The following is a 12,753-nucleotide window of genomic DNA, read 5'->3' as shown; positions in this document are numbered from 1 at the left end:
AACAATCTTCGAAAATCAGATTGTTTACCGGGCGATCTGTCACAGACTGTGCTGTGCAGCGATCGATCCTTCAACCCTATACCTAGATGGTACGGGAGAAGGTCTTCTTCTGCTCAGCATTGCGCAGGTACCAATCAAAGGTCATGCAGATGTTACGAATGAGCAGACGGCCACCTGGTGTACAACGGATCAGGTTACCATCATCCTCAATTAACCCCTCCTCCACCATACGCTTAATATCTTCCTGCTCCACATCAAAGTACTGATCAAAATCAATACCATGCTTTTTGGAGATCAACCCACGATCCAACTGGAAATCACAAATCATGCGCATAATGACATCTTGGCGCAGCATGTCATCATCACTGAGTTCCAACCCTTTGAAAATGGCCAAATCACCATCTTCAATACGCTGATAATAAGGCTCCAGCTCCTTCTCATTCTGCGCAAAGGTATTGCCAATTTGGCTGATGGATGTTGACCCCATGGAGACCAGATCACACTCCGCATGGGTGGTATACCCCTGGAAGTTACGGTGCAGTACCCCATTACGCTGGGCCACAGCCAACTCATCATCCGGTTTGGCAAAGTGGTCCATACCAATATAAACATACCCGGCATCCACCAACATCTGGGCTGCCATTTCCAAAATTTTCAGTTTGGTATCCGGCGAAGGCAGATCGGCATCATCAATACGCCGTTGAGGCATAAAGTATTGAGGCAAGTGGGCATAGTTGAAGACAGCCAGACGATCAGGATCCAGATCATTGATGGTCGCTTTTAACGTCTCTTCAAAGCCTTTTTCACTTTGAAAAGGCAGACCATAAATCAAATCCACATTGATGGAGGCATAACCGGAATCCCGAGCTTCATCCACCACCCGCTTGGTCAGATCCAGCGGCTGAATACGGTTAACCGCCTTCTGTACAATAGGATCCAGATCCTGTACCCCAACAGAGATACGGTTCATACCCATTTTACGCAGACCCGCAACCGAGCCGGCGGGGAGTTCACGGGGATCAGCCTCAAAGCTGTACTCGCCCCGGGCATCATCTACCAGGTTAAAGTTTTCGTTTACGGCATCCCACAAGCGCTGCAACTGGTCATTGTTCAAATAGGTGGGTGTTCCACCACCCAAATGCAGTTGAACCACCTCACGCTTGCGATCAAACAGCTTACCCATGCGTTCTACTTCCTGAAGCAGATACTCCAGGTAGCGGGCGGCACGGGAACGGTCTGGCGTAACCACCTTATTACACGCGCAGTAATAACAGACGGTGTCACAAAAGGGGATATGAAAATAGAGCGATAAGGGCTTATTGGGATCCTTCTCCTGAGAACGAATCACCGCCTGCTTATACTCTTTTGCACCAAACTTGTCATGAAAGTGGGGTGCTGTGGGATAAGAGGTGTAACGGGGGCCCGATTTGTTGTAGCGATTGATCAACTCCAGATCAAATTGCCACACTTGACTAATGGGCGAACTCATTATGACTCTCCCTGATGGATCTTCAAACCCTCTTCCTTTACCGCTTTAACCAGTGCATCCACATGATCTGGGCTCATATCTGGGGCCATACCGTGACCCAAGTTGAAGATGTGACCAGGGTTGGGGCCAAAAGCTTTTAAAATATCCCGTGCCCCTTGAGCAATGCGCTCAGGCGACGCGTACAGTAAGGAAGGATCCATATTCCCCTGTAGAGCGACTTTATGGCCAATTTTCTCCCGCATAGGACCAATTTCTGATGTCCAATCCAGACCCACAACATCACAACCAGTATTGGCAATATCTTCGACCATGGCATTACAGCCCTTGGCAAACAGAATAACCGGAATGGTCTCGCCAGCTGCATTGGTACGGTCCAGACGATCCACCACCGCTTTCATACTGCGTAAAGAGAACTCACGGAAGACCGGCTGGCTTAGCACCCCACCCCAGGTATCAAAAATTTGTACCGCCTGGGCACCATTTTTAATTTGAGCGTTCAGATAATCGGCCACCATATCCGCCAATTTGTCTAACAGCAGATGCATCGAGTCTGGTGCATCATAGAGCATACCTTTGACCAAACCGAACGTTTTGCTGGATCCACCTTCCACCATGTAAGTGGCGAGAGTCCAAGGTGAACCGGAAAAACCGATCAATGGAATATCATCATTCAGTGCTGTACGGATTGAACGTACGGCATTCATCACATAATCCAGTGTATCTTCTGGATCTGTCATTTTAAGATTTTCAATATCCTCATGGCGACGCACAGGTGGTTCTAAAATGGGACCTTCACCTGTAGCAAAGCGTACATCCATACCCATCGCTTCGGGAATGACCAGAATATCGGAAAAGAGAATGGCGGCATCCAACCCATAACGACGGATGGGTTGCATGGTGACCTCTGTGGCCAGTTCCGTGTTTTTACACAGAGACATAAAGTCTCCAGCTTGAGCACGGGTTTTACGGTATTCAGGTAGATAACGACCTGCTTGGCGCATCAACCAAATAGGGGTGCTATCTACAGGTTGGCGTAAGCAGGCTTTGATAAAGCGATGTTTGGATTCCATTGGAAGCTTTCACAAAAAATGTCACGGCAAACTTGGATTATCATTATCAAATAATCCTAAGTGGCCTAAACCGAGCCGAAAGAGATTAAAGTCAGACTATGGACTATACGGATTTGGCGGGCTGAGTGTCAATTCTAGGGACGTCAGATTGTGAACTATTATTTCTAATTAAATTAAAAAGAAATTGAATTAGAAAAAGGTGCTGTGGATAAGTGGAAAAACCTTGAAAAGATTTTTTGGATCAGAATCTTGCCAAACACCCTGCCTGTGAAAAAATAACCCTATGGCACAGGTACAAAAAGGGGATCAAATCTGTTTTTTAAAAAAAGTGAGGGTTATACACAGATAGACCAACTGGTGAAAAAGGCTTTATTCACAGGGGGCTGTGGATAAAATATTTACCTTACTTGCTTGGTAGAGGACAGGATTTTCCATCCACTTCAGAGCCATCTTTCCGATAAGCCACAGGATAGCCAATACAGGCCTGGGCATCAGGATGCATCGGGATAATGACCTCTTCGGTCAGGCGGATCCAACGTTCCCGAACATTAAGTTCTCGCAGTTTGCCATCCTTACTCGGTTGGGCTGCTTCAGTGTGTTGGTAGGTTAGGCGCATCACTGCAATGGGATGGGCACTCTGAGGATTGACCAAATAGTGGTTACGAATATCCAAACCTGCATCTTTTCCCCAAACTTTAAGGGCTTTAACCTCATCAGGTTCCAAAGATATCAGCACATACTGTTCAATTTTTAGATCACAACTGTCGTTATAGGTGGTTAGAAGGGTCAGTCGCCGATCCTGTTGTGAGGTACTAAAAATAGTGGCTTCCTGCTGATCCATGGCCAAAATTTGCGCGGCTAATGCACTGGCCCCACGACGCCCAGCAGCATTGTGGTAATAGTTAAAATATTCAAAAAATTTGCGCTCAAACTGATCAATAAAGGTCTCTCCTTGCTCATAGAGACCCCGTTCCAGATAGTTCAAATGATGACCCATCGTACGTAAGGCCATATCCAGAAGTCGTTCAATTTTTACGTGGAAGTTTGTAAACTGGTAGCGGTCATCTTCATCGTTAAGCTGTACCAGCAAAGCAAAGTCCAACGGCAGCAGCATACGCATGAGTTTAGAAAAACCATCATGGTGTACATCCCGCCAGGCATTATCATAATCCTCTAGGCCCGGTAGATCTGGTGCCACAGCCGCAATGTTCTTTTTGACAACCCGGTTACCTAAACGACAGCGAAAATGTTTACGAAGCTTGGCTGGCATGGTGTCCGCCAACAGCACCACCAAGGCACTGTTGTGTAGCTTATACTCTTTGGATGTGATCACAGAACCGGGGCGCAAAGAAGAACGCACAACAAAAGGGTAGGGCTCCCTTGCTTTTCGAAACTTGTGATAGGTATCGATAAGGGTATGCTGAATAAGATCTTTAATAATTTGCTGTCGGGCCAACCAATAGGAGTCCGCTTCCAGTACCCGTTTGATATCTGGGTTAGGGTCAATACGGAACATTTCCCGTTGTATGGTCATGGGCAAGACAACTCCCTAGCAGGTAAATGGGGGAGGCGGTCCAGAAGGTCTTTTAATAGGGACCTGCAGAGCTATACTATTGAAACAGAGAAAATCGTTTTGAACAAGGATTGATGAAATTTATGGCTAACTTAAGTGAAATTGAAAACTATCTACGTGAAACTCTGGAGAGTGATCGTATAACAGACTACTGTCCGAATGGTGTACAGGTACGTGGTTCCGATACCATCACACGGGTTGTTACCGGTGTATCAGCCTGCCAAGCTCTGTTTGAAGCCGCCGTGGCTGTTGGGGCACAGCTGATTGTGACCCATCATGGTCTGTTCTGGAATAAGGATTCCAGAGTTGTGGAGGGGATGCTCAAAGCACGTCTAAAACTGCTTTTGGAACATGACATTACCTTAATGGGTTTTCATCTGCCCCTGGACATGCATCCAGAGCTAGGCAATAATGCCCAAATTCTCAAACGCTTGCAGCTTGATCCAGGTGAACCTTTTGGGCAATACAAAGGTAGTGCCCTCTCCCGAATAGGGCGTTGGAACGATACATTAAGTGTCGAGCAGGTCAAACGTCGTTTGGAACAGGTTTTTGGTGGAGAAGCGCTGTTTTTAGAGAGTGGACCAAAGCGAATCCATAAAGTGGCTGTTTGCAGTGGTGGTGCACCTGAGTTAATTCATGAAGCGGTGGCTGCTGGAGCAGATCTCTTTTTAACCGGTGAAGCCTCTGAACCGGTTTACCATGTTGCCCGTGAGATGGGTATCCACTTTGTCGCGGCTGGCCACCACCGTACTGAGATGTTTGGTGTACAGGCCCTAGGGGAAACTTTGGCTGATAAGTTTGACCTAGAACACTCCTTTATTGATATCCCCAACCCTATCTAAAGGTTGATAAATACGATGCTTCGTAGTCCCTGGAATATTGATGGTGAGACCCGGCTTTTAGCGGTTATTGGAGACCCTGTTACTCACTCTCTCTCACCAAAAATGCACAATCTGGCACTACGCCATCGCAAACTCAACTACCGCTATATGGCTCTACCGGTCAAACCGGATAATCTAGAGGCTGCGGTACGGGGGTTTGCGGTTATGGGTATGCGTGGCTTTAATGCCACCATTCCCCATAAAGAGATGCTACTTCCTCTTATGGATGAATTAACGGAAGAGGCAGAACGTATTGGTGCGGTTAATACCGTTGTGATTGAGGATTCAGGTCGATTAATTGGCCATAATACCGATAGTTATGGTTTTGTGACGGGACTAAAAGAGGCTTGGCGCAGTGACTTAGCGGGGTTAACGGCCATTATTTTAGGTGCAGGTGGCGCTGCTCGAGCCATTCTTTATGGTCTTTTAAAAGCCAAAGCAGCCCGTATTATTATCGTGAACCGTACCATTGAGCGGGCACAAGCACTGATTGAGTCTATGCAGCCCTATGCACAAGATACTGAACTCTTAGCAGCCCCCACTCAGGCAGATCAATTACCCTTGGAGTCCTGCGATTTACTGGTCAACACCACCAGTATGGGGCTTAAAGGGGAAACCATTCCCTTTATCAATACCGCTAGGCTCAACCACCACGCTTTTATCAGTGATATTGTTTATGGCGCCAAACCAACACCTTTGTTGAGGTCTGCGGTCTTGCATAAACTGGGCGGTCAGGATGGGCTACCCATGTTGATTCACCAAGGGGCAGCAGCATTTGAACTCTGGACTGGCCAAAGCATGCCTATTGACCTTGTTGAAAATGCTTTACGCCAATAAATCATACCTTTAAATCATGTTTTAAGAGAAATAAAAGTTATCCACAGCCCCCTGTGAAAAACCCCTTTTTACAGACCTCTGCTCTTTGTGGATAACCCTCCTTTTTATAGGTAGGTTCTCTCTTATTCACAATTTCAGAACATGCTTCTAACCCATTTATTCCCATCCAATGACCTTGAAAAAAATCTTCCCTTAAAATGAGTTAACATCGTTATTCCACTTATCCACAGCACCTTTTTATTCTACAATCTTCTTTATTTAATATTGAATAGTTAGTAATAAACCTCTTTTTCACCAGGGAGCTTACCATTGACCTCTATTCTTTGGTTTGATTTGACCACCGCTTTGATCATTGGCTTGGTCATTGGTAGTTTCCTCAATGTCTGTGTTCACCGTATTCCCCGTAAAGAGAATATCTCTACACCACCATCCCACTGTCCTGTCTGTAAACAGAGCCTTCACTGGTATTACAACATTCCCATTCTAAGTTGGCTTTGGTTACGTGGCCGTTGTGCTTACTGCCAAACCTCCATTCATTGGCGCTACCCCCTGATGGAGCTACTTGGCGGTTTGCTTGGTGTTATGGCGATTTATCGTTTTGGGCTAACAGCAGAGGGTTGGCTTATTCTGTTGTTTGGGTTGGCTTTATTAACCCTCTCTGCAATAGATATGGAAAATCAGATATTACCTGATATGATTACCTACCCACTGTTGATTATTGGGCTTATTTGTAGTGGGTTACCCATTTTAGGCACACCTTTTCCTACATTTATGGATGCTGTCTTGGGTGTTATTGGCGGCGCAGGTGGCCTGTTGTTGCTCATTGAGGTGTGGTATCGCTTCACCGGTCGTGTGGCGATGGGTTTGGGTGATGTCAAACTGGTGGCTGTCTTTGGGGCCTGGATGGGTTGGCAATCGCTCTATTTTATCCTATTTGGTTCTGCCTTGATGGGTGCGTTGATGGGTGGATCCTGGTTAATCATTGCTGGACGAGATCGGCAAACACGTATACCGTTTGGGCCTTTCTTGGCTTTAATGGCTTGGATCTATCTGTTTTTGAATGAAGCGTTTCGGCAGGCTTATCTGTCGTGGATGGTTGGGAGTTAATATGTATCTGTTGGGATTAACGGGATCCATTGGTAGTGGTAAGAGTACGGTTTCGGCCATGTTGGTGGAGCATGGCGCACATTTGTTGGACTCTGACCATTTTGCTCGGGAGGCATTAGAACCAGGAACCACACAGTGGCAAGCTGTGATTGACCGTTTTGGGGTGGATGTTTTAACGGAAGGGTCTGAAGCTTTACGTCCCTTGGATCGACGTAAATTGGGACAGATTGTTTTTGCCGACGATCAAGCACGTAAAGATCTGGAAGGTATTGTTCATCCTTATGTCTGGCGTATGCAGGGTAAATTTTTAAGTAAAATGGCTGAGGAACGGCCCGAAACCGTCGTGGTGATGGATGTTCCCCTTTTATTTGAAACCCATGGGGAAGGGCGGTGTGATATGGCTGTGGTGGTGGCCTGTGGCGATCAACAGTGGTCTCGACTGCAGAGCCGCCATGGTATGAGTGATGAGATAAAAAAGCGGATTATTGCCCAGCAGATGCCGGAAGAGGACAAAATTAAACGGGGGGATTGGATCATCTGGAATACAGGGGATATTGAAGAGACCCAAAAGCAGGTGGATAAGTTGTGGCGTATGGCCTTAGTAGGTGCCAAAAGTGGGGCAGGGGAGGCCTGGCCTGACGGTTGGCATAAATACGGATACTAAGGGATTGGTTGGTTTTTAAGTCTATTATGGAAGCGTTGTCGGTCAAACAAAGGCTATGTTTAGACTGTGCGGCGTGCGTAAAACTGAATGGCGGCATCGGGATGATCCCGTGTGATTTCGACATCAACCTGATATCCATGACTTTTTATAAGATCTATCAGTTGATCCCCATGACTTTTTAGATAAGTATGAATTTCGCCAATAATGTATTTTGGATAAATTTTATGTTGAAAAAACTCTGGTAAAACAGAATATTCTGCACCTTCTATATCCAGTTTCAACACGGTTTTATCAAGATCAAATGAAGCGGGTATGATGTCAGACAGGGTCTCTGTTTTAACCGTAAAGGACTCACTGCTAGAAACTGGCATGTCAATATCGGATAAATGACCCATATTGGCGTGGGATTTAGAAAAGACAGCCTCCCCTTTTTTATTATCCAGGGCGGCCTGAATACATGCGCTATGTTCTATGAAAGCGGTGTTGTGGCACATAATGGTATAATTATCTGGATCAGGCTCAACCAGAACAACTTCTTTGAATGAATGATCAGACTCTAAAAAAGAGCGTGTAAAAGCACCAATATTACCCCCTGCATCTATCAAGTACTCCATATCACTGATATCGATTGTACTCATGCTATACATGCTACCAAAACATTCAGAAATGGATTGGTAATCATAAAAATTGTGTGCTCTAAATTGAAAGGGCGCACTTATTAAGCGACCATTTTGGAAGGATTTTACTTTTATGGTTAAAAGAGGCCCACTTTTAACAAAGTCAATATATGAGCGAATGAATTTTTCAGTATATTTCCACTTGTTGTGGTTGATGCTGCCGTGTAGATAGATTAAAAACAGAATCGTTTGACTTCTTAGATCAAATCCACTTTTCGAAACACCATAAGCATTTAACAAACCTTGGCGAATAGACATTAAATCGATTCCTTACACCACATTTTCTGAGGAGGTTTTAAAAAAATGTTAAGCCAACTCCTCAGAGGTCAGATCCCGCCAACGACGGTCTCTATATCCCTCCAATGGCTGGAACCGAGCCTTATAGCGCATTTTGGGTGACTGTTTAATCCAGTAACCCAGATAAACCCAAGGCTGTTTTTCTTTTTTGGCTTCTTCAATCTGCCATAAAATGGCGTAAGTACCAGGACTGCGGGCACTCTCATCTGGATCAAAAAAGGTATAAACCGCGGATAAACTCTTGGGTTGATCATCCACCACAGCCACCATGATTAAGCGGCCCTTCAACCGGAACTCGACAAACCGGGTACGGGACCAGGAGGCGTTGAGAAACTCCATAAACTGGCTGGGTTGTGGATCATCCATAGGCCCACCTGCATGGCGGGAGGCCAAATAACGGCGGTAGAGCTGAAACCACTCTTCCCGGTGGGTTGGCGCTGCTGACTCTATGGTTAGGTCGGCATTGCGTTTCCAGATACGCCGCATACTGCGTGTCATCCGAAAACGATCAACAGGTATACGTACGGATACACAGGAGTCGCATTGGGCACAGTAGGGGCGATAGACATGTTCGCTACTGCGACGAAAACCACGTTCCATCAAATGCTCATAGAGGGGAGCATTCATGGGTAGGCTGGGCTCAACAAAGAGGATTGCTGCTTCATGATCATCCAGATAACTGCATGCATGAGGGGGCGTGAGCAGTAGATCCAAACGTTGAGCTGATGCGTCAATACGTGACATGCCAGTCATAAGTAAACCACTTTAACTTACGTTAGCGAGTACATAGGGTGGTTCGGCCACACCAATGTCTGGATAACGGGTGATCCTACCTTCAGCTTCCAGCTCATCAAGCATACGTTGTACACGTTGCTCGTTTTCTGAGTTGGGCTTACGGCCAAACAGCTTCCGATAGAACATAGTATAGGCCATGACGTGCGTTCCATCCTCTACATTTTTTGGGGTCAGCAGCGCCAGGATTCGATCTTTCATCTCTTGATCGGTCACCAGTTCCTTCTCCTATACCATTTTTGCAAGTTTATTGTTTTAAGTTAAAGCTGCTGTCGACAGTGGTGTGCTTGCATTCCCACGCGTCACGGGGCACCATGCAGCCCTATACCGTTTTTGTTTTCGTATTAAGATACAGGGAGTATCCGCTTTGTTCAAAGGCACCACCATTCTAAGTGTGCGTCGGGGTCGTCATGTGGTGATGGGCGGGGACGGTCAAGTCTCCATCGGCAACACCGTGGCCAAATCCAACGCTCGTAAGGTTAGATCCATGTCAGATGGTAAGGTTCTGGCTGGTTTTGCCGGATCGACAGCTGATGCATTCACATTGTTTGAACGGTTTGAAGGAAAACTGGCCAAACATGGGGGTAATCTTACCCGAGCTGCTGTGGAGATGGCCAAAGATTGGCGTACTGATCGTGTTTTACGCCGCTTGGAGGCGATGTTGGCTGTGGCAGATGAGCACAGCAGCCTGTTAATCTCCGGTACCGGTGATGTCTTGGAACCTGAAGAAGGGGTTATCTCCATTGGTTCAGGTGGACCTTATGCTTTGGCATCGGCCCGTGCTCTGCTACGGCATACAGAGCTTAATCCCCGTGAGATTGTGCAGAGCAGTCTGTTAGTGGCGGCGGAGATCTGTGTCTTTACCAACGATAATCTGACCATAGAAGAGCTGGGTAGCGAATAATCATGTCTGAATTTACCCCCCGTGAGATTGTTTCGGAGTTGGATCGTTACATCATTGGCCAAAACATGGCTAAACGGGCCGTGGCCATCGCCCTGCGTAACCGCTGGCGTCGACAACGGTTATCGGAAGAGATGCGTGAAGAGGTTTACCCTAAAAATATTCTAATGATCGGTCCCACAGGTGTGGGTAAAACCGAAATTGCCCGTCGACTGGCCAAGCTGGCCCGTGCACCTTTTATCAAGGTTGAGGCCACCAAATTTACCGAGGTAGGCTATGTCGGGCGGGATGTGGAGTCGATCATTCGGGACCTGGTGGAAATGGCCCTGAAAATGGTCACCGAAGAGGCTAAAACTAAGGTCCAACACCAAGCTGAAGATCTGGCTGAAGAGCGTTTGTTGGATATTCTTTTGCCACTACCCAGTACGCAATCGACCAATGCTGCTGGGGGGTTTGGTCTGTTTGGACAGATGGAGAGTGAACCCGACAAGCCCGAGCCCACCACGCAGCAGAAGGAGAGCCGCCAGAAGATGCGAAAGATGCTTCGCGAGGGCAAACTGGATGATCGTGAAGTGGAAATTGATCTCAAAGAGCAGCACAGCACACCCATGATGGAGGTTATTACACCTCAGGGGATGGAGGGGATAAACCTTCAGGATATGTTGGGTGGCTTGATGGGTGGCCGTACCAAAACCCGCCGGGTTCGGGTGGGAGATGCCATGAAACTGCTGACGGAAGAGGAAGCAGGTAAATTGGTGGATCAGGAATCGGTACAGCAGACAGCCATTGAGCGTGTGGAGCAGTCGGGTATTGTCTTTTTGGATGAGCTGGACAAGGTGTGTGCCCGTGGTTCAGAGATGCGTGGTGGTGATGTCTCCCGTGAGGGGGTACAACGTGATCTACTGCCTTTGGTAGAGGGTACAACGGTATCCACCAAGTATGGCATGGTCAAAAGTGACCATATTCTGTTTATTGCTTCGGGGGCTTTTCAGTTAGCTAAACCTTCGGATCTATTACCAGAACTCCAAGGTCGTCTGCCGATCCGTGTGGAGCTTAATAGCCTGGGTCAAGGTGAGTTTGTCCGTATTTTGACCGAACCAGAGAACGCTTTAACCCGTCAGTATGCTGCATTAATGGGTGTGGAAAAGATTGATCTGGACTTTACTGAGGATGGTATTGAGGCGTTGGCAGAAATCGCAACCCGTGTGAATGAGACAGCCGAGAACATTGGTGCACGTCGCTTACATACGGTGATGGAGAAGCTGTTGGATGAGCTATCCTTCAGTGCGCCAGACCGCGGTGGTGAAAAAGTGGTGATCAATGCAGCCTACGTAAATGATCAACTCAGTGATCTGGCGGCTGATGAGGATCTTTCCCGCTTTATTCTGTAGCCCAGGATGGTTTGACATTAAAAAGCTGCTGAGAGGCCATACAGAGCCTTTTAGCAGCTTTTTTTGTTTTTCACCGAGAGTGCGCGTAAGCAATCTCCTTTTTATAACCATTAAACCTCGGTGGTTAGGGCTTGTTTATGGTGGGGTATGGCATCATAACGATCGAATGATGCATGATTAATTTCAAAGTATAAGCTTGTTGAGATACAAGCCCTTAGACAGATCACCGCTTTATTCTACCGTCACTATTTGGGATGAGAGATGGAGCGTCCATAGCACCAACAAGAGGTTATTTTTATGCTTCCTACCGTGATGACCATTGCTGGGTCTGACCCTTGTGCCGGAGCTGGTCTACAGGCCGATCTTAAGACCATTGCAGCATTGGGGGGCTATGGTGCCAGTGTGGTAACTGCCATTACGGTACAGAACAGTGTTCAGGTTTCACAGGTGCATCCCGTTTCAGGTGCTTTGGTGGCGGCCCAGATGCAGGCTGTCCTTTCGGATATGCCGATTAAAGCCATTAAGCTGGGTATGTTGGGTAACCGTGAGGTGGTTGAGGCCGTATGTCATGTGCTGATGGACTATCCTGATATCCCTGTGGTGGCAGATACCGTACTCAGGGGCTCCGCCGGGGGGGCTTTGCTGGCGGATGAAGATGTGGCGCACTTTGTGGAAAACCTATTACCCCGCTGTCAGCTGATAACCCCTAATTTGGATGAAGCGGTGCGCCTAAGTGGAAACATGCCGGTCAGTGGAGTTGCAGACCTTGAACCTTTGGCTCGGCATCTTATGGGGCTGGGGTGTGAAGGTGTGGTACTAACGGGTGGTCATTTGGCGGGAGACCAAGTGGTGGATACCTTGGTGTATGGATCTACTCTCAAACGTTGGGTGAATGAAAGAATTGAAGATCAGCAGGGCTTTCATGGCACCGGCTGTACGTTGGCTTCAGCCGTGGCGGTTGGGGTGGCCAAAGGGTTGGATAAGGTTATGGCTGTGGAGGCGGGTATTGCCTATGTACGACAGGCCATACACCGCCGTATAAAGTTGGGGCATGGGCAATATTTTTTGGGTCAT

Annotated in this window: 13 protein-coding genes; 7 read left to right on the top strand and 6 right to left on the bottom strand. The window is 47.2% G+C overall.

The genetic code is table 11. The features are described from left to right. Positions 1-82: 82 nt before the first annotated feature. The 3 genes from hemN to V5T57_RS18005 all read right to left on the bottom strand — a co-directional run bounded on the left by hemN (position 83) and on the right by V5T57_RS18005 (position 4,093). Positions 83-1,489 carry an oxygen-independent coproporphyrinogen III oxidase gene (hemN, locus tag V5T57_RS18015; protein WP_332892647.1) on the bottom strand — a complete coding sequence of 469 codons (1,407 nt, stop codon included), beginning with the start codon at positions 1,487-1,489 and terminating at the stop codon, positions 83-85. Then, positions 1,489-2,559 (bottom strand): uroporphyrinogen decarboxylase, encoded by a 1,071-nt coding sequence (gene hemE / locus V5T57_RS18010; RefSeq protein ID WP_332892646.1) that lies wholly within the window; start codon positions 2,557-2,559, stop codon positions 1,489-1,491. The genes hemN and hemE overlap by 1 nt, the downstream gene beginning before the upstream one ends. Positions 2,560-2,962: 403 nt before the next feature. Next, a complete protein-coding gene (locus V5T57_RS18005) occupies positions 2,963-4,093 on the bottom strand; it encodes a hypothetical protein (RefSeq protein ID WP_332892645.1) in 1,131 nt (376 codons plus the stop codon). 122 nt (positions 4,094-4,215) lie between these two features. Here V5T57_RS18005 and V5T57_RS18000 point away from each other — a divergent pair, with 122 nt between their 5' ends. The 4 genes from V5T57_RS18000 to coaE all read left to right on the top strand — a co-directional run bounded on the left by V5T57_RS18000 (position 4,216) and on the right by coaE (position 7,621). Then, complete coding sequence (locus V5T57_RS18000; RefSeq protein ID WP_332892644.1) at positions 4,216-4,974, top strand: Nif3-like dinuclear metal center hexameric protein; 759 nt, start codon at positions 4,216-4,218, stop codon at positions 4,972-4,974. 15 nt (positions 4,975-4,989) lie between these two features. Beyond that, entirely contained in the window at positions 4,990-5,850 is an 861-nt protein-coding gene (locus tag V5T57_RS17995) for a shikimate dehydrogenase (protein WP_332892643.1), read from the top strand. A 309-nt stretch (positions 5,851-6,159) separates the two neighbouring features. Then, positions 6,160-6,957, top strand: a complete 798-nt coding sequence (locus V5T57_RS17990; RefSeq protein ID WP_332892642.1) for a prepilin peptidase — start codon at positions 6,160-6,162, stop codon at positions 6,955-6,957. Position 6,958: 1 nt separating this feature from the next. Then, positions 6,959-7,621 (top strand): dephospho-CoA kinase, encoded by a 663-nt coding sequence (gene coaE / locus V5T57_RS17985; protein ID WP_332892641.1) that lies wholly within the window; start codon positions 6,959-6,961, stop codon positions 7,619-7,621. 59 nt (positions 7,622-7,680) lie between these two features. Here the strand turns inward: coaE and V5T57_RS17980 are convergent, their stop codons facing one another. From V5T57_RS17980 to V5T57_RS17970, 3 genes are read right to left on the bottom strand one after another with little or no spacing between them, the layout of a single operon-like run. Next, on the bottom strand, positions 7,681-8,556 hold the full coding sequence (locus V5T57_RS17980) for an FkbM family methyltransferase (protein WP_332892640.1): 876 nt from the start codon (positions 8,554-8,556) through the stop codon (positions 7,681-7,683). A gap of 48 nt (positions 8,557-8,604) precedes the next feature. After that, positions 8,605-9,348, bottom strand: a complete 744-nt coding sequence (locus V5T57_RS17975; protein ID WP_332892639.1) for an arginyltransferase — start codon at positions 9,346-9,348, stop codon at positions 8,605-8,607. Positions 9,349-9,360: 12 nt separating this feature from the next. Next, positions 9,361-9,603 carry a hypothetical protein gene (locus V5T57_RS17970; RefSeq protein WP_332892638.1) on the bottom strand — a complete coding sequence of 81 codons (243 nt, stop codon included), beginning with the start codon at positions 9,601-9,603 and terminating at the stop codon, positions 9,361-9,363. A 151-nt stretch (positions 9,604-9,754) separates the two neighbouring features. Between V5T57_RS17970 and hslV the strand changes: the two genes are divergently transcribed. From hslV to thiD, 3 genes are all read left to right on the top strand, one after another. After that, positions 9,755-10,291 (top strand): ATP-dependent protease subunit HslV, encoded by a 537-nt coding sequence (gene hslV / locus V5T57_RS17965; RefSeq protein ID WP_332892637.1) that lies wholly within the window; start codon positions 9,755-9,757, stop codon positions 10,289-10,291. Positions 10,292-10,293: 2 nt separating this feature from the next. Further along, on the top strand, positions 10,294-11,679 hold the full coding sequence (gene hslU / locus V5T57_RS17960) for an ATP-dependent protease ATPase subunit HslU (protein ID WP_332892636.1): 1,386 nt from the start codon (positions 10,294-10,296) through the stop codon (positions 11,677-11,679). Between the two features lie 297 nt (positions 11,680-11,976). Beyond that, positions 11,977-12,753 (top strand): bifunctional hydroxymethylpyrimidine kinase/phosphomethylpyrimidine kinase (thiD, locus tag V5T57_RS17955; RefSeq protein ID WP_332892635.1); only part of this gene is annotated, 777 nt, incomplete at its 3' end.

This window comes from Magnetococcus sp. PR-3 (assembly GCF_036689865.1).
Lineage (GTDB): Bacteria > Pseudomonadota > Magnetococcia > Magnetococcales > Magnetococcaceae > Magnetococcus.
The sequence above is the reverse complement of the archived record's forward strand: the minus strand, read 5'-3'. Positions and strand labels throughout refer to the sequence as shown.

Coding starts and splice junctions, on each gene's coding strand:
- hemN (WP_332892647.1), bottom strand. CDS start 1,489: ATGAGTTCGCCCATTAGTCAAGTGTGGCAATTTGATCTGGAGTTGATC.
- hemE (WP_332892646.1), bottom strand. CDS start 2,559: ATGGAATCCAAACATCGCTTTATCAAAGCCTGCTTACGCCAACCTGTA.
- V5T57_RS18005 (WP_332892645.1), bottom strand. CDS start 4,093: ATGACCATACAACGGGAAATGTTCCGTATTGACCCTAACCCAGATATC.
- V5T57_RS18000 (WP_332892644.1), top strand. CDS start 4,216: ATGGCTAACTTAAGTGAAATTGAAAACTATCTACGTGAAACTCTGGAG.
- V5T57_RS17995 (WP_332892643.1), top strand. CDS start 4,990: ATGCTTCGTAGTCCCTGGAATATTGATGGTGAGACCCGGCTTTTAGCG.
- coaE (WP_332892641.1), top strand. CDS start 6,959: ATGTATCTGTTGGGATTAACGGGATCCATTGGTAGTGGTAAGAGTACG.
- V5T57_RS17980 (WP_332892640.1), bottom strand. CDS start 8,556: ATGTCTATTCGCCAAGGTTTGTTAAATGCTTATGGTGTTTCGAAAAGT.
- V5T57_RS17975 (WP_332892639.1), bottom strand. CDS start 9,348: ATGACTGGCATGTCACGTATTGACGCATCAGCTCAACGTTTGGATCTA.
- hslU (WP_332892636.1), top strand. CDS start 10,294: ATGTCTGAATTTACCCCCCGTGAGATTGTTTCGGAGTTGGATCGTTAC.